Source organism: Chryseobacterium shigense (genome assembly GCF_900156575.1).
Lineage (GTDB): Bacteria > Bacteroidota > Bacteroidia > Flavobacteriales > Weeksellaceae > Chryseobacterium > Chryseobacterium shigense.
The window spans coordinates 53,193-78,779 of the sequence record NZ_FTNY01000001.1; the positions used below are offsets into that span (position 1 = coordinate 53,193).

Below are 25,587 nucleotides of genomic sequence, written 5' to 3' on the forward strand. Positions count from 1 at the left end.
TATCGGAATGAGGCATAAAAAAGCAGGAAGAATCACTTCCTGCTTTATGTTGTAAAGGTAAGTAGTAAGACTATCTTTCAATCAAAATTTTTCGGACAGCCGTTTGGCCATCAGCTTTGATAATGCCCATATAAGCTCCTTCAGGAAGTCCTGAAACATTAATTTTGGTTTCATTATTCTTTTTTAAAAGTACTTTTCCGGAAAGCTCTGTAATTTCAAAGCTGAAATCTTTAATACTTGTGTCCGGAAGCTCAATATTAACGGTATCTTTAGACGGATTGGGGTAAATAGATACGGATTCAAGAGAATGGGCGGAAACGGCTTCCTTTGTTTTCATTACCAGTGAACTGGCAGAAGTAGCAACGGCAAAATGCTGCAAAGCGCCTACGGTCGCCTTTCCTATTTTAAATATATAAACAGGATCTGTATTGGCAAAAGTATCATTGGACGTATGCGGATACGTACTTCTTATTCTTTCAAAAAAACCGGTGATGATTTCCCCTTTTCTTTCAAAAGGTATGTAGTCTGTATCTTCTGCCGGATCTACGGCTGTCTGAAGAGGCGAATACAAGGCCGTACAGTTTCTGAGTTGTTGGGTGACTGCCGCAGCTGCTGCATTATTACTGGTTGGTCCCGCCTGATCCTGGTCACAGTACACGGTGTTATTGTTATTTCCCATAACACCGCCTACCTGGTCAAGATTAAACACAAGTTTGATATCCAATACTCGTACACCGTTCTGATACGCCACATTATTGACATAATGGGTACTCCCTCGCAATCCTTGTTCCTCACCGGAGAAATGGATGAATTTAATGGAATATTCGGTGGGAACATTTCTTAGAATTCTTGCCGCTTCTAAAATGATAGAAGTTCCGCTGCCGTTATCATTCACTCCGGGACCATTAATACTGTCAAAATGCCCGCAGATAATCACGTATTTATTGGGATAAACAGTTCCCGTTTTGGTAATGACTAAGTTTTTAGAACTTGTACTGCCAAATGTGAAAGGATCCTCTACGATCTGGCTGGCAGAATACCCGTAAGAAATATATTTATTTTTTATCCACGTTAAGGCATTGGCGTTATTGGCGGAACCCGTGGTCTTGATTCCAAGATTGGAGAACTGTTGTAAGTTCGTGGTAATATTGGTTTGTGAAACCAGATTGGCCCTGTCCTGATACGCCTGAATAAAACTCTGAGCCTTACTGGCGGATACTGCCAGAAGAACCGACAGAATAGTGATTGTTTTTTTCATGTTAATTATATTTTATGATGTAGTGGTTGGTAATCTTTATGAATAATAAAAGTCCGGGATTAAAATCCAGGACTTGATGATTGATCGTTATTTTTCAATAATGATCTTTCTTGTAACGCTGGAACCTTGCTTGTTGACGGTACATAAATAAATTCCATTTTTCAGGCTTGAAATATTAAGCTGAGATGTATTTTCGTCTTTTAACATTGAAAGACCCGAAAGATTAGTAATTTCAACCGTGAAGTTTCCTGTTCCTGAATCCGGCCATTCAATGTTTAAAATATTTTTAGCAGGATTCGGATACATTTTTACTGATTCCAGTGTCGTTAACGGCTTTTCTTTAGAGGCTGAAACAGGCGGAACCGTAGATGATGCCGTTGCAAAGTGCTGCATTGCCCCTACAGCAGCTTTGGCTACTTTAAATACGTAAACAGGATCTACATTGGCAAAGGTATCATTGGTCGTATGCTCATTATAACTTCTGGTATATTCATAAAAACCGGTGATCACATCTCCCTTCTGTTCAAAAGGCATATAATCGGATGAATACGCATTGGAAATACTGGTCTGAAGAGGAGAGTACAGGGTCGTACATGTGGCCAGCTGTTGCGTCACTGTATTGGAAGCAGCATTATTTCCTGATTGTCCCGAGGTATCGCGTTCACAGATGATCTTATTGTTGACATTGCCTATCTTACCGCCTACCTGGTCAAGGTTGAAAACCAATTTGATATCCAGCTTTCGTACCCCGCTCTGAAACTCTACATTGTTAGCATAATGAGCGCTTCCGTACAAGCCTTGTTCCTCACCGGAGAAATGAATGAATTTAATAGAATATTCTGTGGGAACATCTTTTAAAATTCTGGCCACCTCTAAAATAACAGAAGTTCCGCTGCCGTTATCACTGGTGCCGGGACCCGTAATGGTGTCAAAATGCCCGCAGATAATAACATATTTATTAGGATAAAGAGTTCCTGTCTTGGTAATCACCAGGTTCTTCGAACTGGTACTTCCAAACGTAAAAGGATCTTCTGCGATCTGACTGGCTGAATAGCCAAAAGAGGTATATTTGTTTTTGATCCAGGTTAGGGTATTGACATTATTGACAGATCCGGTAGTTTTGATTCCCAGATTGGAAAATTGCTGCAGATTGGTGGTAATGTTGGTCTGTGAGACCAGATCTGCCCTGTTCTTATACGCCTGAATCAGAGTCTGGGCACTGACGCTTCCGACCGCTAATGCAGTGCACACAAATGTGGTAAGTTTTTTCATATAAAATATTTTGTGATTGGGTTGTGATTATTTTTCTATAATGATTTTTCTGGTTATACTATTTTTATCTGATTTTAGCGTCACCATATAGGCTCCGCTGGTCAATCCTGAGGTGTTTATCGTCTTTTCGTTTTCAGCATTGAGCAACAATCTGCCATTCATATCACTGATCTCAACTTTAAAGGCTTTATGATCCGTTGGTAATTCTATATTAACCACATCATGAGCCGGGTTAGGATAGATTTTAATCGTTTCTGATGAATGATCTGCCGGTACTTCAACCGTTGCTAAAGTCGTGGTGGAAGCTCCCGCAAAGTGCTGTAATGCACCTAAGGCGGCTTTCCCAACATTAAATACATACACAGGATCTACGTTCGCAAAAGTATCATTTACAGTATGCTCATTATTGCTTCTTGCCGTTTCATAAAAGCCTGTAATAATATCGCCTTTGTTCTCGAATGGAATGTAATCTGAATTGTAGGCATTAGACATGGTAGGCTGAAGGGGAGAATAGAGCGTGGTGCAGGTCGCCAGCTGTTGAGTCATGGCCAATGAAGCTGCATTATTCCCGGTTTGTCCACTCTGATCACTTTCACAGTTGATATTGCTGTTGATATTACCAAGTTTACCACCTACCTGATCAATATTAAAAATAACTTTTAAGGTAAGTTGACGTACGCTATTCTGAAAAACCACATTATTGACATAGTGAGAACTCCCCAGATATCCCTGTTCCTCTCCTGAAAAATGAATGAATTTCACAGAATAGTCAGTAGGAACATCTTTTAAGATTCTCGCGGCTTCCAGCAGGATAGAGGTTCCGCTGCCGTTATCACTTACTCCCGGACCTGTTACGGTGTCATAATGACCGCAAATGATCACATAGATGTTAGGGTAAAGTGTTCCTGTTTTGGTAATGATTAAATTCTTTGAGGTATTCCCGTTGTAGGTAAAACTATCTTCAGTGATCTGGCCTGCGCTGTATCCGTAAGACTGATATTGGGTTTTAAGCCAATTCAGTGCGTTGGTGTTTTCCGGAGAGCCTGTAGTTTTTACACCAAGATTTCCAAAACTCTGAAGGTTGGCCGTAATATTGGCCTGTGATATTTTAGCTACCCGGGTTTGATAAGCCTGTATAAAATTCTGGCCCTGAAGGGTATATGCTGATAAAGAAATGAGTAAAAGAGTCGTTATTTTTTTCACTTTTAACTAAAGTTTTATAGATTTAATAATTCAACAAATGTAGATAATAAAAATCGATTTTATTTTATGCAAAAAGGAAAAATTAGTTAATATCGTGTCGTTTTTTCTAATAAGCCTGAAATGGTGAAATTTAATCTATGTTGTTCTGTTTTTAATGAAAAAAAGTCATAAAACAGGGGTGCAAAAAAAATCCCGGGCAAAGCCCGGGATTATATTGATAACAAAAAATTCTACATTATTTTACTTGATCTACAACTGCTTTGAAAGCTTCAGGGTGATTCATTGCTAAATCAGCTAAAACTTTTCTGTTAAGCTCAACGTTGTTCTTTTTAAGAGCTCCCATAAATTGAGAGTAAGACATTCCATGCTCTCTGGCACCCGCGTTGATACGAGTAATCCAAAGTGATCTGAAATTTCTCTTTTTCTCTTTTCTTCCACGGTAAGCATATTGCATTGCTTTTTCTACCGCGTTTTTAGCTACCGTCCAAACGTTCTTTCTTCTACCGAAAAAACCTTTAGCTTGCTTAATAATTTTCTTTCTGCGAGCTCTTGAAGCTACTGCATTTACTGATCTTGGCATAATTTAAATTGTTTTTTTGAAATGTGCGGTAATTGTTTCATTACTCTTAGTGGCTCCATTTCAGGGTTAAATTGTTGAATTTGTTTGAATTCTTATAAACCGAATATAGATTTATAAAAACTACTTAATGGCTAATTGACGTAGAACGCTTTTTGTATCCACAGCAGCTACGTAAGAAGTTTGCGTAAGATTTCTCTTTTGCTTCGTTTCTTTCTTAGTTAAGATGTGGCTTTTGAAAGCATTCTTTCTTTTAATCTTCCCAGTTCCGGTAAGTTTAAAACGCTTTTTAGCACCTGATTTCGTTTTTAATTTTGGCATTGTTCTGCTTTTTTATTGTTTTGTTATCAATATCTTGTCCCTGATTCCCGGTAATACCCAGGAATTATAGTTGGCAAAGATACAAAAAAAAACATCAATCTTTTCCCTGTACCATAGATTTTATAATAATTTCTTTAGCAGTGGGAGATTCGATATTTTTATGGACTAGAATAGGGGGGAGAATTCATAAAAATAGAACTACAGATGTCGATACCTGCAGTTCTATTTTTTATGATCTTTGAAAATTAAGTTTATGATTTGAAGAATTCCAGAAGATCTTTGTTGATCGTCGCAGCTTCTGTCGTAGGCATTCCGTGAGGAAATCCGGGATAGGTAATTAATTTTCCGTTTTTAACTAATTTAGCAGCAACCACCCCTGTGATTTCGTAAGGGACAATCTGGTCATCTTCACCATGCAATACCAAAACGGGTACATCAGTGCTTTTAAGATCTTCAGTAAAATCTGTTTCAGAGAAAGCTTTGATGCAATCATAATGAGCTTTAATAGATCCCATCATTCCCTGTCTCCACCAGTTTCTGCGAATTCCTTCAGATTCTTTGGCCCCTTCTCTGTTATAACCATAGAATGCTAATGAAAAATCTACAAAATATTGTTGTCTCTGAGTGGCTGTATTGTGACGGATCTCATCAAAAACAGACATTGGAACACCGTTTGGATTATTCTCAGTTTTAACCATAATTGGCGTTACTGCACTTATTAGGACAGCTTTTGAAGCCCTTCCTTTGCTATATTGAGCCACGTATCGGATCACTTCACCTCCTCCTGTAGAATGTCCTACATGAATAACGTCTTTAAGATCCAAAGCTTCAACAATTTCTGCAACATCAGAAGCATAGGTATCCATATCATGTCCTTGTGCAGTCTGTTCAGATCTTCCGTGTCCTCTTCTGTCATGGGCAATCACCCGGTAGCCTTGTTCCAAGAAAAATAACATCTGCGCATCCCAGTCATCGCTGGATAATGGCCATCCGTGGTGAAAAAATACAGGTTGTCCTTTTCCCCAGTCTTTGTAATAAATCTCTGTTCCGTCTTTTAAAGTAAGTGTGCTCATTGTTTTTCCTGTTTAAGTTATTAATACTGTAATAAATAGTATTGTTTGTTATTTACAATACAAATGTATGCCAATATGTTTCAATGGATATTGATCTAGGATAATATTTAATAATAACTTAATAAATATAAAAACGCCTCAAAGTACTTTGAGGCGTTTTTATATGATAGGAAATAGACCTTAGGTCTACTAAAACTATTTAGCTGGTTTTTTAGGACTCATCATCATGATCATTCTTTTTCCTTCAAGCTTAGGCAGCTGATCTACTTTTCCAACGTGCTCAAGTTCCTGAGCCAGTTTTAGAAGCAAAATCTCTCCCTGATCTTTAAAGATAATTGAACGTCCCTTAAAAAATACGTAGGTTTTCAATTTTGAACCTTCTTCAAGGAATTTCTCAGCATGTTTCTTCTTAAATTCATAATCATGGTCGTCTGTCTGAGGTCCGAAACGGATCTCCTTTACCACCACTTTTACCTGCTTAGCTTTTAGTTCCTTCTGCTTTTTCTTCTGCTCGTATAAAAACTTTTTATAGTCTAATATCCTTGCAATGAAAGGTTCAGCCTTATCCGAAATTACCACTAAATCCAATTCCTGTTCCGTAGCAAGTTGTCTTGCTTTATCGATTGGAAAAATTCCCGGCTCTACGTTATCGCCCACTAAACGAAGCTCTCTCACACGAATTTTATCGTTGATCAAGTGTAAGTCCTCCTGTACAGGACGTCTCTGTGGGCCCCTGTTGTTAAATCTTTGTGCTATTGTATTAAATTTTATTGGTTAACTTTCTATTTAGCAATATTATATTGCTGCTTCTTTCTTAAAATAAGTGACGAAATCTTCCATATTCATCACTCCAAGATCTCCCTCTCCACGTCTTCTTACAGAAATCGTGCCGTCATTCTCTTCATTTTCTCCTACAACAAGCATGAATGGGATCTTTTTCAATTCTGCATCACGGATTTTTTTACCCGTTTTCTCATTTCTGTCGTCAATCAGACCGCTAATATCGTGATTTTCCAAAAATTGTGAAACTTTTTTTGCATAATCTACATATTTTTCACTGATCGGTAAAATAATGAACTGATCAGGACTTAGCCATAATGGGAAATCTCCTGCCGTATTTTCTAATAAGATCGCGATAAAACGTTCCATAGAACCGAATGGGGCTCTGTGAATCATTACCGGTCTGTGCTTTTCATTATCGTTTCCGATATAGTGAAGATCAAATCTTTCAGGCAAATTATAGTCAACCTGGATTGTTCCCAGCTGCCATTTTCTTCCCAAAGCATCTTTCACCATGAAATCCAATTTTGGACCGTAGAATGCAGCTTCACCATATTCTACGATGGTTGTCAAACCTTTTTTCTCAGCCGCGTTGATGATCGCGTTTTCGGCTTTTTCCCAATTTTCATCAGAACCGATATATTTTTCTTTGTTATCAGGATCTCTCAATGAAACCTGAGTCACAAAATCTTCAAAACCTAATGACTTAAATACATACAGCGTTAAATCAATTACTTTTTCAAACTCTTCTGAAAGCTGATCAGGAGTACAGAAAAGGTGAGCATCATCCTGGGTAAATCCACGAACTCTTGTCAACCCGTGAAGTTCTCCACTTTGCTCATATCTGTAAACCGTCCCGAATTCTGCATACCTCTTTGGGAGATCCCTGTAGCTCCATTGTGATGTTTTGTAGATTTCACAGTGGTGAGGACAGTTCATTGGCTTCAGCATGAATTCTTCTCCTTCATTTGGCGTTTTGATAGGCTGAAAGCTGTCTGCACCATATTTATCCCAGTGACCTGAGGTGACATACAATTCTTTTGAACCGATGTGTGGTGACATGACAAACTCATACCCTCCTTTTTTCTGAGCATCAGAAAGGAAATTTTCCAGTTTTCTTCTCAAAGCAGTACCTTTTGGCAACCATAAAGGAAGACCTGCACCTACTTTTTCAGAGAAAGCAAATATCCCTAACTCTTTACCAAGTTTTCTGTGATCTCTTCTTTTAGCTTCCTCCAGTCTTTCAAGATATTCAGTAAGCTCTTTCTGTTTAGGAAAAGAAATACCGTACACTCTTGTCAGCTGAGGATTTTTTTCATTTCCTCTCCAATAGGCTCCGGCTGCATTTAAGATCTTAACAGCTTTTACAATACTGGTGTTGGGAATATGTCCGCCACGGCATAAGTCTGTAAAATCGTCATGCGTTACAAAAGTGATTTCTCCATCATTAAGATTTGTGATCAATTCAACTTTGTACGGGTTGTCGGCATATGTCTTTAATGCTTCTTCTTTAGAAACAGGGTATAATGAGAAGGTTGAACCTTTTTTAGCATTTTCCAGTACTTTCTTTTCAATTTTCTCAAAATCCTTTTCAGATAAACTGTCGTCTCCGAAATCTACATCATAATAAAATCCGCTTTCTATCGCCGGACCGATGGTCAACTTAGCATTGGGATAAAATTCAAGGATCGCCTGCGCCAACAAGTGGGCAGAAGAGTGCCAGAACGCTTTTTTTCCAAGATCATCATTCCAGGTTAACAATTGTACCGTTGAATCCGTGGTTATAGGTGTGGTCGTTTCTACTTGTTTGCCGTTTACAACTGCGGAAATGGTATTTCTAGCCAATCCCTCGCTGATAGATTTTGCCACATCTAAAGGAGTAACTTCTCCCTCAAATTCTTTGACACTATTGTCTGGAAGTGTAATTTTTATCATTGTTTACTAAGAAATTTTAAGATGCAAAAATACGCATTTTTTAGTTAATATGCTATATTTAAAGTATATTTGAAATAAGAATTCCTGTTGAATCTTGAAAATAAGATTTGCGATTTAAAATGGATCTATCCTTACCCTGATTTTTTCACGGACAAATACCCTTATACTTTAGTGTTTTCCAGTAAGAAAGCTCTGAAACAGGGGGATTTGACTTTCTCAATTGAATACTGATTAAAAAAGAAATGATAATATGTATAATGCTATGAAAAACTTTAATATTGATCTGCACTGTGATTTATTATGCCATTTATTAGACCCGGGCTCTGCCATTGATGATAAAGAACTGGGATGTTCGCTTCCTTACCTGAAAGAAGGAAACGTAAAACTTCAGGTAATGGCCATATACTCAGCAACTGGAGCCAATAGTACTGCAGATGCAGCAAAACAGAGTAATCTATTTGCAGAGCTGTTGAAAAATGAAAATTTCTTCTTATTTGAAGGTGAAAATTACAAGAATCCTGAAAATGAAAACAGAGTAGGGATCATTGCTTCCATTGAAAATGCGTCTGGCTTTTGTGGAGAAGATGATGCTTTAGAAAACGGATTTAAAAATCTGGAAACCATTATTGAAAAGACTCAAAAAATTCTTTATTTAGGAATCACTCATCATACTGAAAACCGTTTTGGAGGCGGAAATAATTCTGAAGCCGGATTGAAAGAAGATGGAAAAGTCCTGATCGACTATATTTCAGGAAAGAGAATTCCTATTGACCTGGCGCATACAAGCGATCAGTTGGCTTATGGTATCCTTAACTATATTGATCAGAAAAATTACAGTATTCCTATTCTGGCGAGCCATTCGAATTACCGGAAAGTTCACGACAAAAATAGGAATCTTCCGGACGAACTTGCTAAAGAAATTATCAGAAGAAAAGGCCTGATAGGCCTGAATTTGATCCGAAACTGTGTAGATGAAACGAATCCGGAAAAACTGTATGAACATATTCAGTACGGACTCGATCTGGGTGGTGAAGAGGCTATTGCCTACGGTGCCGATTTTTTTTATTGCAAAAATCATCCGGATAAATCACGTCATCCCTTTTTCTTTAAAGGATATGATGATGCATCAGCGTTGAATACCATGAACAGTAGAATAGAAAGAGATTTTTCTTCTGAAATTATGGAAAAAATCAGCCATAAAAATGCTTTGAAATTTATAGAAAAGATATAATATTTCAATGGCAGCTAACCCTCAAGTTATTGATCAGGCTGCCGGAGGTCAATAATCCCGAATATCACTCATCTCATTTTTGAGATATTTAAAAAATCGAAAAAACTGGGGGCTGAGCAATCGAAGCTTCCAGTTTTTATTTCTTCCTTTTATACCGTACTTTCTTTTTGATGATTTCAATCACATCCACGTTTTTCACTTTAGATTGTACCCATCCATGGATGTCAATATACAGCAGTGATCTCCTGTAGTATTCATTTTTAGAAAATCCTTCAAGAACTTCATCGAAAGCTTCAAATGATTCCTGTTGCTTGTTTAAGACCAGGTTGTTAATGTTCTTAAAAAACTGTATGCTTTCAAAATGGAATACCTCAGGTTTTTTCATTTTTTTGGCAAATTTTAGCGTTGAGTTGATGAATTCATCGTAGTCTTCGTCATTTCCGGATTCATATTTAGCCATTAAGATCAGAATTCTGGTGTGAAAAAGAAGATCTTCCTGAACATTTCCCTTGCATTCCACTACCTTCATCGAATACTCAATGGATTTCTGGAAATTTTTGCTTCCAAAAAACATGGCCGCCATTTTCAGATAAAGGATCATAAAGTGATGCTCATCTATTTTTTCCCGAAGCCTTTCCATTTTCAGTTCAATTTCAGGGATAAGTTTTGTTCCGGTAAAAAATTCGCCTTTCACAAAATGAATATTCATCAGTGTATTGTAATGGGTGAGGAAAATTAAAGCCTGCAGATTTTCATTCTGGGAAAAATTCTCAGCATTGACCGTGGTATTGAAATGGTGGAAATGTTCTTCCAGAATGTCAATATTTCCATACAAAAACAGGATTTTGAGAAGATAAGTATTCCCCTTGATATACCATACCGGATGGCTGAAAATCATTTCCGGTTTTTTATGGAAAAGGTCTACCCATTGATGAGCATATTTTAAAGTGTACTTGTAATCCTGTAGCAGCTGATTCTTCCAGACGTGGGCTTTGAAATACCAAAGTTTTTCTGTGAAATTCAGCTTTTCCAGCTTTATCTTTCGGATCTGGTCATTGAACAGTTCCAATACTTTTTCCCGGTCTGCATCATTTTTTACATACCCGTGCGTGAGCATTTCACTGTATAGTTTAAGCGAAAGATTGGACAGTTCCGTGGCATAATGATTTTGTCGGCTGATCTCCGTAGATTGCTCGATAAGTTCATCGGCCCGGCCTTTTATACTTCGGGTAATAAACTGGGATTCAATTACCTTTTCAAGATCAATAATTTCAGAAGCAATACTTTTTTCATCTAGCTCTAATGCAGACTGTTTGGTTTTATCTAATATTTTTAAAGCCTGTTTGTAAAGTCCTTTTTGGTACAGAATATTGGCGAAATCCAATTGTTCCCGAAGCTGTATCCTGTAATTCTGATGGCTTGGATTCATTCGTAGGCTTACGAGAATCTGTTTATATAGGTGAGCTTTCAGGTTGGAAAGCTGTTGCTTGGTAGAAATCTTTTTCTCGATAATGGTGTGCTCATCATATTCCTTCATCTTATCCAGTTCCGAGAAGAGGAGCAGAAATTTGGCATCAACATTTATGCCCAGCCGGTTCACATACAGCTTGAACTGCCGTTTTTCGGAGGTGGTTAATGACTTGATCAGGACAAACAAAAAATCTTTCTGCAATTCTGCCATTGTAAATTTATAAAATGTAATTTGTTGATTATTAAATAAATGTGGTTATTTCATCAGCCTTTGAATATTGTAATTTTCTGAAAAAATGAAAATATAGAAATATTGTAAGCAGTAGTTTTGATCAAAATTAAGTAAAAAACTTCATTATGAATTCTGAAAAAATCGAAATTTTTGATACTACGCTGAGGGATGGGGAACAGGTTCCCGGATGTAAACTGAATACGAAACAAAAACTGATGATCGCAGAAAAACTCGATAAGCTAGGGATTGACGTAATAGAGGCTGGTTTTCCTATTTCAAGTCCCGGAGATTTTGAATCTGTTTCAGAAATTTCAAAACTGGTAAAAAATGCAAAAGTTTGCGGACTGACAAGAGCCAACAAAAAAGATATTGATGTAGCAGCCGAAGCACTAAGATGGGCAAAAAGGCCACGTATTCATACCGGAATCGGAACTTCTGATTCTCATATTCAATATAAATTCAACTCAACAAGAGAAAATATTCTTGAACGTGCTGTAGAAGCCGTAAAATATGCGAAAAGCTACGTGGAAGATGTAGAATTTTATGCAGAGGATGCAGGAAGAACGGATAATGCTTATCTGGCAAAGGTGTGTGAAGAAGTCATCAAAGCAGGAGCTACAGTGCTTAATATTCCTGATACTACCGGTTATTGCCTTCCTGAAGAATATGGTCAGAAAATAAAATACCTGAAGGAAAATGTAAAAGGAATTGAAAAAGCGGTTTTGTCTTGCCACTGTCATAATGATTTAGGACTGGCGACAGCAAATTCAATTGCAGGAGCTATTAACGGAGCGCGCCAGATTGAATGTACGATCAACGGATTAGGAGAAAGAGCAGGGAATACCGCTCTGGAAGAGGTCGTCATGATTTTAAAACAACATAAAGACTTAAATCTTTACACAGACATCAATTCCAAAATGCTTAATGAAATGAGTATTATGGTTTCTGACCTTATGGGAATGCCGGTACAGCCTAATAAAGCCATTGTCGGAGCCAATGCTTTTGCTCATAGTTCAGGAATTCACCAGGACGGTGTTATAAAAAACAGAGAAACTTATGAAATCATAGATCCCGCAGAAGTGGGGGTTAATGCTTCATCTATTATTCTTACAGCGAGAAGCGGACGTTCTGCCTTGGCGTACAGGTTTAAACATATCGGTTATGATATCACCAAAGATGAATTGGATTATCTGTATCAGGAGTTTTTGAAAATCGCTGACATGAAAAAAGAGGTGAAAAATGATGATTTGTATATGATGATGGAAACCTCCAGCAGAAAAATAGGATAATAATTGATTTTAAAATCAAGGAAAATTGAATATGGATACTAATAGAAAGACACTTTTTGACAAAGTCTGGGATGCTCACGTTGTAGAAACTATTCCCGACGGGCCTCAAATTATTTATATAGATAAACACCTGATCCACGAGGTGACAAGTCCTCAGGCTTTTGCCGAACTGGAAGCAAGAAATCTCGAAGTTTTCAGACCTAAACAGATCGTCGCTACAGCAGATCACAATGTTCCCACGCTCAATCAGGAACAGCCGATCAGAGATGAGTTATCAAGAAATCAGGTAGAGCAGCTTACAGAGAACTGCAAAAAAAACAAAGTTGAATTGTTTGGATTGGGGCATCAGTATCAGGGAATTGTCCATATCATCGCTCCTGAATTGGGGATTACCCAGCCGGGCATGAGTATTGTCTGCGGAGACAGCCATACTTCCACGCATGGTGCCTTTGGAGCTATTGCTTTCGGTATTGGGACCAGTCAGGTGGCACAGGTTTTTGCCAGCCAGTGTTTGTTGTTGAATAAGCCTAAATCTATGCGGATTACAGTCAATGGTCAACTCAATGAAAATGTTCAGGCCAAAGATGTGATTCTTTATATTATTTCCAAAATAGGAACCGATGGCGGGACGGGTTATTTCTGTGAATACGCAGGAAATGTCTTTGAAGAAATGTCTATGGAAGGGAGGATGACGGTTTGTAATATGAGTATCGAAATGGGGGCCCGAGGCGGAATGATTGCTCCGGATGCCACGACGTTTGACTATGTAAAAGGAAAAATATTTGCCCCGAAAGGAGAGGAGTGGACCGAGAAATTAGCCTATTGGAAAACGCTTAAAACTGATCAGGGAGCTTCTTTTGATAAAGAATTAACCTTTGATGCCTCAGAAATATTTCCAATGATCACGTATGGAACTAATCCTGGAATGGGAATTTCGGTTCATGAAGCAATCCCTGTCCCTCAGAATGAATCCGAAGAAAAAGCGCTTCAGTATATGGGCTTAAAAGCTGGTCAGGAAGTTTCGGGTATTCAGGTACATTACGTTTTTATCGGAAGCTGTACCAATGCCAGAATAGAAGATTTTCGTTCTGCAGCCCAATATATTAAAGGGAAAAATAAATCTGACAATGTAAAAGCCCTGATTGTTCCGGGTTCGCAGCAGGTGGTAAAACAAATTTATGAAGAAGGCCTGGATAAGATTTTCAATGATGCAGGATTTCAGATTCGTCAGCCCGGATGTTCCGCCTGTCTTGCGATGAATGATGATAAAATCCCGGAAGGAGAATATTGTGTTTCAACCTCGAACAGAAATTTTGAAGGAAGACAGGGACAGGGTGCCAGAACGATTCTTGCCAGTCCGCTCACAGCAGCGAAAGCAGCTATAGAAGGAAGGATTTCGGCTTTTGAAAGCTTAAACTAAACAGATCAAACAGACAACATGCAAAAATTAATATATATACAATCCCGCGCAGTACCGTTACCGGCAGAAAATATAGATACGGATCAGATTATTCCTGCCAGATTCCTGAAAAGCATTGACCGAAAAGGTTTTGGAGAAAACCTGTTCAGAGACTGGAGGTTTGCGATTCAGACAGGGGAACCAAATCCCGATTTTGTATTGAACAATCCTAAATATACCGGTGAAATTCTGGTTGCCGGAAATAATTTCGGATGTGGAAGCAGCAGGGAGCACGCAGCCTGGTCTTTGACAGATTATGGATTTAAAGTCATTATATCGAGTTATTTTGCCGATATTTTTAAAGGAAATGCTTTAAACAACGGACTTCTTCCGGTAAAAGTTTCTGAAGAGTTTTTAAAAGAGATTTTAAAAACCATTACTGAAAATCCTGAATCACAGATTGCGGTGGATATAGAGCAGCAGATCATCAGTTTCAATGGGAAAACGGAAACTTTTGAACTTGATTCTTATAAAAAAATATGCCTCATCAATGGCTATGACGACATTGATTTTTTAATCAGCAAAAAACAGGCAATCAAAGAATTTGAACTAAAAACACAAAAGTATGAGCAACAGTTATTTTAAAATAGCAGTTCTTCCCGGAGATGGGATAGGACCCGAAGTGGTGAGTGAAAGTATTAAAGTACTGGATGCTGTAGCAGAAGTATTCCAATGCCAATTTAAGTATTCCTATGGTTTAATGGGTGCTGAAGCCATTTTTAAAACTGGAGATCCGCTTCCTGACGAAACATTGAAAATCTGCAAAGATTCCGATGCCGTATTGTTCGGGGCCATCGGAGATCCGGTTTTCGACAATAATCCTGAGGCCAAGGTAAGGCCTGAGCAGGGTCTTTTGAAGCTCCGCAAAGAATTAGGATTATATGCCAACATCAGGCCTTTGAAAACATTTCCGTCATTAATTGATAAAAGTCCTTTAAAAAGAGAGATTATTGAAGGAACGGATATTCAGATTTTCAGAGAATTGGTAAGTGGTATTTACTTTGGAGAAAAATTTACAGATCCGGATGGTAAATATGCCTATGACGTCTGTAAATACAGCACTGAAGAAATTATTCCCATCGCCCATATGGCTTTTCAAGAAGCAGAGAAAAGGAAAAAGAAGCTTACCTTGGTTGATAAGGCGAATGTTCTGGATACTTCGAGGCTTTGGAGGAAAACGTGTCAGAAAATTGCTTCCCAGTATCCTGATGTACAGCTTGAGTATCTATTTGTAGATAATGCCGCTATGCAACTGATCCTGAATCCTAAACAGTTTGATGTTATTTTAACTGAAAATATGTTCGGGGATATCATTTCAGATGAAGCCAGTGTTATCGGAGGCTCTATCGGGCTTCTTCCATCAGCGTCAATCGGTGAGGAAAATGCACTTTTTGAACCGATTCATGGTTCGTATCCGCAAGCCAAAGGAAAAGGCATTGCCAATCCCGTAGCCTCGATTCTAAGTACAGCCATGATGCTTGATTATCTGGAGCTTCCGGAAGCGGCGGATAAATTAAGAAGAGCAGTGGAGCACGCTATAGAAAACGGATATGTTACGGTAGATCTTAATACGGAACAGCATTATTCTACAAGTGAAGTGGGAAGTTTTATTGCTGATTATATTAAATATTCAGAAAAATCATATTACAATTTTGAAAATATCAAGATCGGAAAATCCACCATCGTATGATCATTTAAGTCCATATAATAATAGATTAGTGAGAAAGGTTCAGCTTGTTTAAGTAGAACCTTTCTGTTTTCTCAGATGACATACATTTTCTTTTTACGCCTTTTTTAAAACCTTAATGATTAAAAAATGCTTGTTGTTTTTGACCACCCCGTCAAAAATTCTTTGAATTTTCGCCACCCCTCCGGAGGAGGGGAATGATGAGTGCTTCTCAATAAATGGCTTAACAGATTTACTATAGCAGTAAGGTAGATCGTAGATTTTCACAGGAGCTTAAGTGTTGTATATAAGCCATGCATTTTCTTTAAAATAACTTAACTTTTTAAAAAAGCTTCTGTGACTTTTGGGATTACAAGTTCTCAATAAAAAAGGTTCCGCTCAATTGAGCGGAACCTTTTGGTTTATTTTTTAGTATTATCCGTTTTTCCCGATTTGTTTTTTGAAGGCTTCTGAACGTCTTCTTTATCAATATCAGGCGGATTACTTTTTTCTGATGAAGCAGGAATGTTTTGAAAATCCTCATTCTGCTTTTGGGTTTCTGCATTGTTTGCAGATTCTTTCTTTTTGTTATCTTCTGAATCCATAGCTTTATATTTTTAGAGTCCTAAAACGCCGAGCTTGCCGGTTTCGTCTTCTATAGTATAATTCAAAGCTTTTGCCAAAACGAAAATATTATTAAGATTTTCTATTAATTGTTTGTGCCCTTCAGTTCTCAGCTGGTTCTGATTGACAGAATTAACCGCGGTTTCCTTCGCTTTTTGGGTCACATTTTTAATATCTTTTTCAGAGATTCTGTTGAAGAAAGAATCATCCAGTGATTGAATTTCCACGCTTGGGGTGATTCTTATATCAGCATCAGGAAGCTCAGTAATAATCAATTTTTTATTAATGGAATCTACTTCCATCTTCATTTTGTTCAGATCATAAGATACCTGCGCATTGGTTTTGGTGTACGTAATAATGCTGTTGTTGGATACTTCTTTTCCAAACACTTCGTAGCCCATTTTTGTTTTCTGCATGCTGGATATATCCTGCTCCATGACCACCATTTTATTCATTTTGGATATCTGGTTCGTCAGAATATAATAATCTGACTTTTCCGTCTTTCCCCCAAGGTTTAAAAATGATTTCAGTCCGAAGAACAGAATCAGCATAGCGAGAATTCCCGCTGCAAATGATATGATTACTTTATAATTTCTCAACACTATTTGTTAAAAATTTCTTTGATTACAGAGCCGTCATCTTTTTTCAGAATTTGAACCAGATCTCTTTCTATATATCCGGTCGTAGGCATTTCGATGATCCTTCCGATCTCTTTTCCATATTTTTCTACAATGATAGTAGGAACTTTCTGGATGTTATAGCGTCCCTCGTCTCCGGTAGGAGATTCTTTTTTGCGGTTTACAGCGATAATGGTAAGCTTGTTATCCGGATATTTCAGTTCCTCTAAAATTTTCATCAGCCTTGGAAAGTCCCTGTGGCTGTCTTCGCACCAGGTTCCCATAAAGACAACGATGGAATAACTGGTAAGTTTTGCTTTTCTAAGTTCGCCGATGGCTTTCTGGTCGATGACATATTCGTCATGTTCCTTTACGTACCAGTCTGCATAGGGAGCTTTAAGGAACTGTTCTTTGAATTGGTTTCCTAAAAGCATTTTGCCGTCATTCTGGGTTTCCACTTCACGGTTCATTACCACTTTTTGGGCGCTGAGCTGTTGGGATGCCAGAACAAGGGTTGAAACGGCAACAATATTGGTAATAAATTTTTTCATATTATTTTTCGATAATTGTTTTTAAATCTGCAGGAGAATAGTACTTATTCTTAAGGACTTTATGGTCTGCCTTTCGGTAAACATTAAATTTCTCTCCGGATTTTTCATAAAAAGATTCTACATCTTTTTCTTTATAAAATGCGACTGTTTCCTCTGCCTGCTGCTCATTGTCACAAGCTTTAGACATATTGGAACGCTGTACTTCGTTGAATAGCTCTACAAATTTACTGCCAAGTCCGAATTCAAGGACAGCTCCGCTTAAAACATATTGAAGATCACACAGGGCATCAGCGATTTCTACGATATCATTATCTGCGATTGCCTGTTTTAATTCATTCAATTCTTCCTGCAAAAGTTCAACTCTAAGGTTGCATCTATCCTGAGAAGGGATTTGTGGGGTATCTAAAATAGGAGCTTTAAAAGTGGTGTGGAATTCTGCAACTTGGTTCAGACTGTCAATTTTATCCATGAATTTTATTATTTACGCAAAGATAGAAAACGATTTTGGAAAATTTGTAATACGGGAAGCAGATTGTAACAGATAGAGTCGTGAAAAAAATCACTGATGTCAATGGTCTGGATTTTTCAGATGAATTAAATTTCTGGGTTATGAATTAAAAAAAATCACAGCTGATAAGCTGTGATTTGTGGTATGTTCAAAATAAATTATCTCAATTCCTCATATTTCCAAATTCCAGAGATATTTAAGACGGTTAAACCCGGCTGTTTTTCTCCGTAACTAAATACGCAGACATATTTTGAATGACAGGACTCACAGTCGGTTCCAAAATAAAGCGTTGGTAAATCATTGACTGTTAATGCTCCAAAATGGAGCATTCTACCTGACGTTTCGGTAACTAATTTGTTGTGCAGCAATTCACTTTGAGATACTACTTTATCTTCATTATAAAGTTGAACAATGGGAAATCCTGATTCATAAGGCACTATTTCTATGGTGTTATGATGACCACAGTCACAACAGGTAAATTCTGTTGCTGCTGATCGCGAAATTTCATCATTGCTGAAAAAATTCTTAGCAATGGCAGCCTGTTTCAGGAGATGTATTTTTTTTGATATGGAGTACATGAGAATTTATTTATTGCTGAATAACGGTGCCTGCTAAGTTATTATATTTTCCGCTAGGACTTTTTTTGATGGTGATTCTTACGTATCCTTCCTGAGCCAGTTTGTTCCAGGTCTTCTGGTAACCTGTTGCCACATCGATCGGGATTTTCCACATCGTCTGTTTGCCTCCGCCAGCTTGATTGAACCATGGAATGACATCGCCTACCTGAGATTTGAAAGGAAGTAAATTATTCAAAACATCTATTTCATAGTAAAAATCATACTTGATTTCAGCTTGATTTAAAGCTCTTTGAGAAAAAGTATAAACATATCCATTAATGATAGGGCTTGTGAAACTTCCGCCCAAAGTAGGAATTCCTGTTCCATCATAGCTGCCGACGGCACCACTGTATCGGTCAAATTTTTGTCCGGCCTGAAATGAAACATCGTCATAAATGTTGTATCCACCGTTGGCAGGTGGCCAGCCGCCATTCAGGTTATTAGCGTTAAACAGCGCTTCCAGTTCGGTCCATTTTCCTAGTTTGTATAAATCAAATGCCTGATTTCTGATGGTTTGATTTATGGCTCCGGCAGGGTCATAGGTTAATGCAAATTCATCAGCATTTTTATAAAATACATGCGTAACGACTCCCGTTGAAGTGTTAATTTCTTCTTCTCTGTCCGAGCTACACGCTATTGACAAAGAAGCCATTGTGAAAAATAGAAAGTACTTAAATAAATGTTTCATGGTAAAAAGTTTTAATGGTTATTATTGTTTTTTTTGAAGCAATTTGCTGATCATCTTTTTCTGAAAAATAATTCAGTCCGGTCATACTTATGGATAATGGATTGATTAATTAAAAGATACTGTACGGTATCATTCGATTGAGCTGCGTTTTTTTTCGATAGAAACACCAGGTCTATACATTAACGAATTGGTATTAAAGATGAGATGGAAATAAACGGATGCATTATCACCGACAAGAAAATTCAGTTTCAGAAATTCCTTTAAATAAGCTGGTTCAACGGTACAGCAGAAGTCTAATTTTGAGCGATAAAATTAAATTAAAAAACTCAAATAATAGAGAATTTTATAAAATAAAATATTATGAATATTTAAAATGTATTAATAGGTGTTTTTTAACGATAAATGTTTATTTATTACTAATTATTTTACGGGAAAGCTAAACAATAATGTTGAGGGCTACTTTAGTTGTACTTTATCTTGTTTTCTGGTTATTAAACCCATTTTTTGTACCATTTGCATTGTTTGTGACTTACAAAAAAGACCGCTCAGGTGTTGAACGGTCTTTCAGATTATAAATAAGTGGTTAATTTTTTATGAATCTCTTGGTAGTGTCTCCAATTTGAATCACATAAGCTCCTTTGACAAGGTTGCTTACATTGACGCTTCCTCTTTCGAGTTTTCCTGAGCTGATTAGTTTTCCGGCCATATCGAAAATCTTATAATCTTCGGATGTTGTGTTGGAAATGTTTAGCAGATCTTTTACCGGATTAGGATATACTTTAATATCAGTAATGACCTCTTTAGAGTCCTGAATTGCTTTTCCGGCACTTGCATTGACTGTAATATTGGCATTGTTGATGTCAAAAAAGATATGATTCGATCCTTTGACCATGATTCTCCCTGTTGTTGTTGATACATTTGGAATCGTTACAGCCTGTGATCCGTCATTAGGCGTTCCGGCAAGAAGAGTAGTCCAGGTGGTTCCGTTGTTGGCAGACCAAAGAATATCTACGTTAGCTGCATTGATACCATTGGAGGTGGTACCTGCCACATTCCAGTTTACAGTCTGGGAACTTCCGCCAGTATAAGAAACGGCTGTATTTTGGGTTGTGATATTAAAAGGTCCGGCTGCGCTGCTGACTGTTATTTTAGCATCATCCGAATTATTTCCCGCTCCACCTACTTTGTTATCTCTTACGGTGAATCTGAAATTTAATGTTCTTGCAACAGAAGATAAAGCTTCGACATTGATTTCAGAACCTGCTGTAGTGGTAGCTCCGGCCAGGATTGAAGCCATTCTAGGGAAATATCTTACCGGAGAAGTAGTAGGCGTCCATGATCTGAAGGTAGGGCCTGCTGTTTTTGTAGCGGTTGCCGCAGAATTAGCTGCTGTTTGAGAGGAGGTTCCTTTGTCCATCTGCTCCCAGATATACGTAAGTGAATCTCCGTTTGCATCAGTCCCTGATCCGGTTAGCATAAAGGGAGTGCTTTTAGGAATGGTATAGTCAAGTCCTGCATTAGCTGTTGGGATGGAGTTTCCTGTACCGGTATTTGCAGAGCAGGTTTTTGATTTGATATTATTAGTGATTTGCTCAATGCTTATCGCATGAAAGAAAGCATCCGAATTGGGCTGAATGTCATAGCCGGTAATTCCGGCATATCCCATGATCGTAGATCCTGAACCGGGTTCAATAGGCTGCAGTCCACTTTGAGTAGTGTAAGACCATGTATGGTTTCCTCCAAACTGATGTCCCATCTCATGGGCTACGTAATCAATATCAAAAGTATCTCCGGAAGGAACTCCATTACCTGGAGAAGTGTATCCGCTTCCTTTATAGTTGTTGGGGTATTTTACTCCGCCCTGTGTTGTATAAGACGTGTCATTGCTGCATAAACAACCAATACAGCCTGCATTACCACCGCCGCCGTCTCTGCCGAATACGTGGCCTATATCAAAATTTGCATTTCCTATTGTTGAGTTCAAAGTCTGCATCAGTTCATAGCTCCAGTTCTCTTTTTGTGAAGATGCTGAGTAAGGATCGGTAGACGCGTTGGTGTAAATCACAGCGTCATTATTGGAAATAAGCACCATTCTTGCTGCAAAATCATTTTCAAAAACACCGTTTACGCGGGTCATTGTATTATTCATCGCTGCTAAGGCCTGTGCTTTTGTGCCTCCGAAATAAGAAGTATATTCTCCTGTACAGGAAAGCGCCAGCCTGAAAGTTCGCAATGTAGAATCATTGGCATTTTTAGCGGCAATAGCTTTGGAAGTTCCTTTTTGTGCTGCATCAAGGACCTTACATTCAAATTTGTTTAAGCTTTCTTTTCGATCTGACTTTTTGTAAACAACATAAGTAGAGAGATCTTTGGTGTAAGGTTCAATGAAAACAGCGGATTTATCACCATAAATTTCCATAGATGACAGTCCCAATGAAGAAACACTGAAATACACTGTTGAGCTTGAACCCTCTAATCCTTGACCCATATAGGATTTAATATCAGGATATTTTGCAGCGAGCTCAGGTTCAAAATTAGGATTTTCCGCTACTTTAAAATTTTCCATTTCCCCTTCAGCATTAGGAAAGGAAATAATGATTTGTGATTTTTGTCCTGCAATCAATCTTTTGGGGGCTGCTGACAGTACATTCTTTAATCCGGTGAGGTCAAGGCTGAAAATTTTCGGGTTGTTAATGTCAGTTTTGTTATCCAGTACTTCATCAGATTTTCTTTGCGAAGTAGGGGACCATAAGCGGTCGGTTTGTGCGAAAGTGATGCCTGTGATCATAAGCATCCCGATCATCAATAGTTGTTTTTTCATGTGAATATTTTGTTTGTCAATTCCAAATTTAGTGAATAAAATACTACAGAAATCGCTCATTAGTAACATTTTAAGCAAGCGTAAATTAAATTTATTGATTGTATGTTGAATAATAATGTGATTTTTATTTTTTCGAAAAAATTAAATACAATATGATGTAAAAGGTTAAAAAAATTCAAAAAAAATACTGCCTTTTTTGAGGCAGTATTGAATAAATAGGTCTGAGGTTATTAGTTTTTAATGAATCTCTTGCCAGCTTCTCCGATTTGGATCATATAAGCTCCTTTGATAAGTCCGCTTACATTTACGCTGCCTCTGTCTAGTTTTCCTGAATTAATTAGTTTTCCACCCATGTCGAAGATTTTATACTCTTCAGAGGTCGTATTTGAAATATATAATACATCTCTTGCTGGATTTGGATATACTCTGAGATCAGTGATTAAATCTTTGATCTCAGATGATGATACTCCTCTTCCTGAAGAAACGATATTCAGTGTGTAGTCCTCAACCTGGCCATATGTGTACGCTTCACAGGAAGAAGTAGGAACAGAGCTGTACTTCATCATGACTCTCATTCTTGTAGATCCCACTGTTGCCGTCGCAGGAATAGTAATGCTTCCCGTTACAGGAGTTGTAGTAGAGCCAGCTTTAGACCACGCCAATTCTCCACTGTCTGTAAAATCGCCATCACCGTTATAGTCAATATAGACAGCGTACGCTTCACTGTATACTGTTGAAGTCCATGCTGGAGTTACTGAGATCGTGTAAGCACTTCCTCTTGTTACGTTAGTAGAAACAGAGGTGAAGTTTTCGTATCCTGCAGTTCCTGTTGAAGTATTGTTAATGGTTCCGAATTTTACGTTTCCGATTCTTTCATCAGCGGTATTGCTTGCTGAAGAAGAACAGTAGGTCACTGTACCTCCGGAAAGGGTAGTAACACTCACGGTGTTGCTTGAAGGCGATGCGTTTCCTGCTGCATCTTTAGATTTTACAGTAAAGCTGTATGTAGTTGCAGGGGTTAAGCTTGTTACGGTATAAGTGGCAGATGCCGTATTGCCGATCAGAGCTCCGTTCATATATACATCATAGCCTGTAACGCCTACATTGTCAGTGGCTCCGCTCCAGGAAAGGTTGGTTGTTGTAGCGGTAGTTCCTGATGCAGCAAGGGTAGGAGCTGTAGGGGCTACTGTGTCTGTTCCTGAACCTGCATTAACGGTAATATTAGCATTATTAACATCAAAGAAGATATGATTGGAACCTTTGACCATAATTCTTCCTGTTGTAGTAGATGAATTAGGAATTGTTACCGCCTGAGTTCCATCGTTTGGAGTTCCTGCAAGAAGGGTAGTCCATGTATTTCCGCTATCTGTAGACCAAAGGATGTCTACATTGGCAGCATTCACCCCGTTGGCAGTAGTTCCCGCTACATTCCAGGTAACGGTTTGTGAGCTTCCTCCTGCATAGGATATCGCTGAATTCTGTGAAGATACGCTGAATGGTCCTGCAGTTCCGTTCACTGTGATCAGAGCGTCATCAGAATTATTTCCTGAGCCTCCGGCTCTGTTGTCACGAACGGTAAATCTGAAATTTAATGATCTTGCAACATTGGACAAAGCTTCTACGGTGATTTCTGAACCTGCAGTTGTGGTAGCTCCTGTTAATATAGAAGCCATTCTCGGGAAATATCTTGTTGGAGAAGTTACAGGGGTCCATGATCTGAAAGTAGGACCGGTTGCTTTTGTAGCACTTGCGGCAGAACTGGCTCCGGTCTGAGAAGATGAAGCATTATCCATCTGCTCCCAGATATACGTTAATGAATCTCCGTTAGCATCAGTTCCGGTTCCGGTTAACATGAATGGAGTGCCTTTTGGAATCGTGTAGTCAAGACCGGCATTAGCGGTAGGAATGGCATTTCCTGTAGAAGTGCTTACCGGGCATGTTTTAGCTTTGATATTGTTGGTAATCTGCTGAATGCTTATTGCATGGAAAAAAGCGTCAGAATGCGGTTGGATATCCTGAGCGGTAATCCCTGCATAGCCCATAATGGTTGATCCTGATCCAGGTTCCATATTAGCGCCGGTTCCTTCATTGCTGTGAGAGAAAGTGTGATTTCCTCCAAACTGATGGCCCATTTCGTGGGCTACATAATCGATGTCGAAGTTATCACCTGAAGGAATAGCATCTGCCGGAGAAGTGTAGCCGCTCCCTTTTGAGCCGTTGGTACAGATACATCCGATACACCCTGCATTTCCGCCACCTCCTGAGGCTCCGAATAAGTGTCCGATGTCATAATTCGCCTCCCCGATTACTGAAGTCAGGGTGCTTTGAAGCTGGGAATTCCAGCTGCTCATTCCTGACGCTGCAGAATATGGATCTGTAGAAGCATTCGTATAAATAACAGCGTCATTATTGGCGATAAGAACCATTCTGGCTGCGAAATCTTTTTCAAAAACACCATTGACACGCGTCATGGTGTTATTAATTGCAGCCAATGCATTGGCTTTGGTTCCTCCAAAATAGACGGTATATTCTCCTGTTGTTGACAATGCCAGTCTGAATGTTCTTAATTTCGCATCATCGGCATTAGGTCTTGCCGCAATATTGGAATTGGAGACTCCTTTTTGAGCTACGTCGATAACGGTACACTCGAATTTGTTGAGGTTGTCTTTTTTATCAGATTTTTTATAGACCACGTAAGAAGAAAGGTCTTTAGTATAGGGTTCTATGAAAACGGCTGATTTGTCGCCGTAGATTTCCATAGAAGACAGTCCAAGTGAAGAAATGCTGAAATAGACTGTTGAGTTGGGATCATTAAGGCCTTCGCCCACGTAAGATTTGATATCCGGATATTTCGCGGCAAGTTGAGGGTCAAAGTTTGAATTTTCTCTTACTTTAAAATTTTCCATCTTTCCTTCAGAATTAGGGAAAGAAATAATGGTTTCTGATTTTTCTCCCGCGGCAAGTCTTTTGGGAGCTTTGGCAAGGACGTTTTTTAATCCTGCAAAATCCAAGCTGTAAATCTTTGGATTATTGATTTGAGTTTTATTTTCAAAAATGTCTGAAGGTGCTTTTTTTGAACCTTCGCTCCAGAGACGGTCAGTCTGCGCGAAAGAAATGCCCGTTATAAGAAGCATTCCAATCATGGATAATTGTTTTTTCATAAGAATTATTTGTTTTGATTGTGGAATATCAAAGCTAATAAAAATTATATTACGAAAAACAAAATTAATTAAGAAAAATTTAGAGTATACATTTAATATATTATGCAATACATTGAATATAGTTGAATAATGCATTGTCTCAAAAAAAGAAAATAGCATACGCAAAATACGTATGCTATTCCTTTATTGATAGAATAATTCTCTATTTGATTTGATGATCAGAATTAAAAAATG

At 38.3% G+C, this 25,587-nt stretch carries 22 protein-coding genes; 5 read left to right on the plus strand and 17 right to left on the minus strand.

What is annotated here, in order from left to right; all coding sequences use genetic code 11:
- Nucleotides 1–70: 70 nt before the first annotated feature.
- The 8 genes from BW964_RS00280 to thrS form a co-directional block, all read right to left on the minus strand.
- A complete protein-coding gene (locus BW964_RS00280; RefSeq protein ID WP_076503809.1) occupies nucleotides 71–1,258 on the minus strand; it encodes a M28 family peptidase in 1,188 nt (395 codons plus the stop codon).
- A gap of 87 nt (nucleotides 1,259–1,345) precedes the next feature.
- Nucleotides 1,346–2,530 carry a M28 family peptidase gene (locus tag BW964_RS00285; RefSeq protein WP_076503810.1) on the minus strand — a complete coding sequence of 395 codons (1,185 nt, stop codon included), beginning with the start codon at nucleotides 2,528–2,530 and terminating at the stop codon, nucleotides 1,346–1,348.
- Nucleotides 2,531–2,557: 27 nt separating this feature from the next.
- Nucleotides 2,558–3,733 (minus strand): M28 family peptidase, encoded by a 1,176-nt coding sequence (locus BW964_RS00290; protein ID WP_076503812.1) that lies wholly within the window; start codon nucleotides 3,731–3,733, stop codon nucleotides 2,558–2,560.
- Between the two features lie 235 nt (nucleotides 3,734–3,968).
- The gene (gene rplT, locus BW964_RS00295) at nucleotides 3,969–4,313 is read right to left on the minus strand and encodes a 50S ribosomal protein L20 (protein WP_034705993.1); all 345 of its coding nucleotides are present in this window, start codon (nucleotides 4,311–4,313) and stop codon (nucleotides 3,969–3,971) included.
- Nucleotides 4,314–4,433: 120 nt separating this feature from the next.
- Complete coding sequence (gene rpmI, locus BW964_RS00300; protein WP_047453167.1) at nucleotides 4,434–4,631, minus strand: 50S ribosomal protein L35; 198 nt, start codon at nucleotides 4,629–4,631, stop codon at nucleotides 4,434–4,436.
- Nucleotides 4,632–4,882: 251 nt separating this feature from the next.
- Nucleotides 4,883–5,704 carry an alpha/beta fold hydrolase gene (locus tag BW964_RS00305; protein ID WP_076503813.1) on the minus strand — a complete coding sequence of 274 codons (822 nt, stop codon included), beginning with the start codon at nucleotides 5,702–5,704 and terminating at the stop codon, nucleotides 4,883–4,885.
- 195 nt (nucleotides 5,705–5,899) lie between these two features.
- On the minus strand, nucleotides 5,900–6,400 hold the full coding sequence (infC, locus tag BW964_RS00310) for a translation initiation factor IF-3 (RefSeq protein ID WP_181876074.1): 501 nt from the start codon (nucleotides 6,398–6,400) through the stop codon (nucleotides 5,900–5,902).
- Nucleotides 6,401–6,499: 99 nt separating this feature from the next.
- Nucleotides 6,500–8,419 carry a threonine--tRNA ligase gene (thrS, locus tag BW964_RS00315; protein WP_076503815.1) on the minus strand — a complete coding sequence of 640 codons (1,920 nt, stop codon included), beginning with the start codon at nucleotides 8,417–8,419 and terminating at the stop codon, nucleotides 6,500–6,502.
- Nucleotides 8,420–8,681: 262 nt separating this feature from the next.
- Here thrS and BW964_RS00320 point away from each other — a divergent pair, with 262 nt between their 5' ends.
- Entirely contained in the window at nucleotides 8,682–9,650 is a 969-nt protein-coding gene (locus BW964_RS00320) for a dipeptidase (protein WP_076505350.1), read from the plus strand.
- 136 nt (nucleotides 9,651–9,786) lie between these two features.
- On the opposite strand, the gene BW964_RS00325 is transcribed toward BW964_RS00320, so the two are convergent.
- On the minus strand, nucleotides 9,787–11,331 hold the full coding sequence (locus BW964_RS00325) for a hypothetical protein (RefSeq protein WP_076503816.1): 1,545 nt from the start codon (nucleotides 11,329–11,331) through the stop codon (nucleotides 9,787–9,789).
- Between the two features lie 146 nt (nucleotides 11,332–11,477).
- Between BW964_RS00325 and BW964_RS00330 the strand changes: the two genes are divergently transcribed.
- Genes BW964_RS00330 through leuB form a run of 4 tightly spaced genes read left to right on the plus strand, consistent with a single transcriptional unit; the run spans nucleotide 11,478 to nucleotide 15,790 of the window.
- On the plus strand, nucleotides 11,478–12,641 hold the full coding sequence (locus tag BW964_RS00330; protein WP_076503818.1) for a 2-isopropylmalate synthase: 1,164 nt from the start codon (nucleotides 11,478–11,480) through the stop codon (nucleotides 12,639–12,641).
- A 31-nt stretch (nucleotides 12,642–12,672) separates the two neighbouring features.
- Nucleotides 12,673–14,061, plus strand: coding sequence for a 3-isopropylmalate dehydratase large subunit (gene leuC, locus BW964_RS00335; protein WP_076503819.1), 1,389 nt, complete (start codon nucleotides 12,673–12,675; stop codon nucleotides 14,059–14,061).
- Nucleotides 14,062–14,079: 18 nt separating this feature from the next.
- The gene (gene leuD, locus BW964_RS00340) at nucleotides 14,080–14,685 is read left to right on the plus strand and encodes a 3-isopropylmalate dehydratase small subunit (RefSeq protein ID WP_076503821.1); all 606 of its coding nucleotides are present in this window, start codon (nucleotides 14,080–14,082) and stop codon (nucleotides 14,683–14,685) included.
- Nucleotides 14,666–15,790 carry a 3-isopropylmalate dehydrogenase gene (leuB, locus tag BW964_RS00345; protein ID WP_076503822.1) on the plus strand — a complete coding sequence of 375 codons (1,125 nt, stop codon included), beginning with the start codon at nucleotides 14,666–14,668 and terminating at the stop codon, nucleotides 15,788–15,790. Before leuD ends, leuB begins: the two co-directional genes overlap by 20 nt.
- 398 nt (nucleotides 15,791–16,188) lie before the next feature.
- Here the strand turns inward: leuB and BW964_RS00350 are convergent, their stop codons facing one another.
- The 8 genes from BW964_RS00350 to BW964_RS00385 all read right to left on the minus strand — a co-directional run bounded on the left by BW964_RS00350 (nucleotide 16,189) and on the right by BW964_RS00385 (nucleotide 25,353).
- Nucleotides 16,189–16,371 carry a hypothetical protein gene (locus tag BW964_RS00350; protein WP_076503824.1) on the minus strand — a complete coding sequence of 61 codons (183 nt, stop codon included), beginning with the start codon at nucleotides 16,369–16,371 and terminating at the stop codon, nucleotides 16,189–16,191.
- Nucleotides 16,372–16,383: 12 nt separating this feature from the next.
- Nucleotides 16,384–16,989, minus strand: coding sequence for a DUF4230 domain-containing protein (locus BW964_RS00355; RefSeq protein WP_076503825.1), 606 nt, complete (start codon nucleotides 16,987–16,989; stop codon nucleotides 16,384–16,386).
- A 2-nt stretch (nucleotides 16,990–16,991) separates the two neighbouring features.
- Nucleotides 16,992–17,558: a TlpA family protein disulfide reductase gene (locus tag BW964_RS00360; protein WP_076503827.1), complete on the minus strand. Its 567-nt coding sequence runs from the start codon at nucleotides 17,556–17,558 to the stop codon at nucleotides 16,992–16,994.
- A 1-nt stretch (nucleotide 17,559) separates the two neighbouring features.
- Nucleotides 17,560–18,027: a pyrophosphohydrolase domain-containing protein gene (locus BW964_RS00365; RefSeq protein WP_076503829.1), complete on the minus strand. Its 468-nt coding sequence runs from the start codon at nucleotides 18,025–18,027 to the stop codon at nucleotides 17,560–17,562.
- Between the two features lie 197 nt (nucleotides 18,028–18,224).
- Nucleotides 18,225–18,644, minus strand: coding sequence for a hypothetical protein (locus BW964_RS00370; protein WP_076503830.1), 420 nt, complete (start codon nucleotides 18,642–18,644; stop codon nucleotides 18,225–18,227).
- 10 nt (nucleotides 18,645–18,654) lie between these two features.
- Complete coding sequence (locus BW964_RS00375; protein WP_076503832.1) at nucleotides 18,655–19,371, minus strand: glycohydrolase toxin TNT-related protein; 717 nt, start codon at nucleotides 19,369–19,371, stop codon at nucleotides 18,655–18,657.
- A 583-nt stretch (nucleotides 19,372–19,954) separates the two neighbouring features.
- Nucleotides 19,955–22,192 carry a reprolysin-like metallopeptidase gene (locus BW964_RS00380; RefSeq protein ID WP_076505352.1) on the minus strand — a complete coding sequence of 746 codons (2,238 nt, stop codon included), beginning with the start codon at nucleotides 22,190–22,192 and terminating at the stop codon, nucleotides 19,955–19,957.
- 230 nt (nucleotides 22,193–22,422) lie between these two features.
- Entirely contained in the window at nucleotides 22,423–25,353 is a 2,931-nt protein-coding gene (locus tag BW964_RS00385) for a reprolysin-like metallopeptidase (RefSeq protein WP_076503833.1), read from the minus strand.
- Between the last annotated feature and the right edge of the window lie 234 nt (nucleotides 25,354–25,587).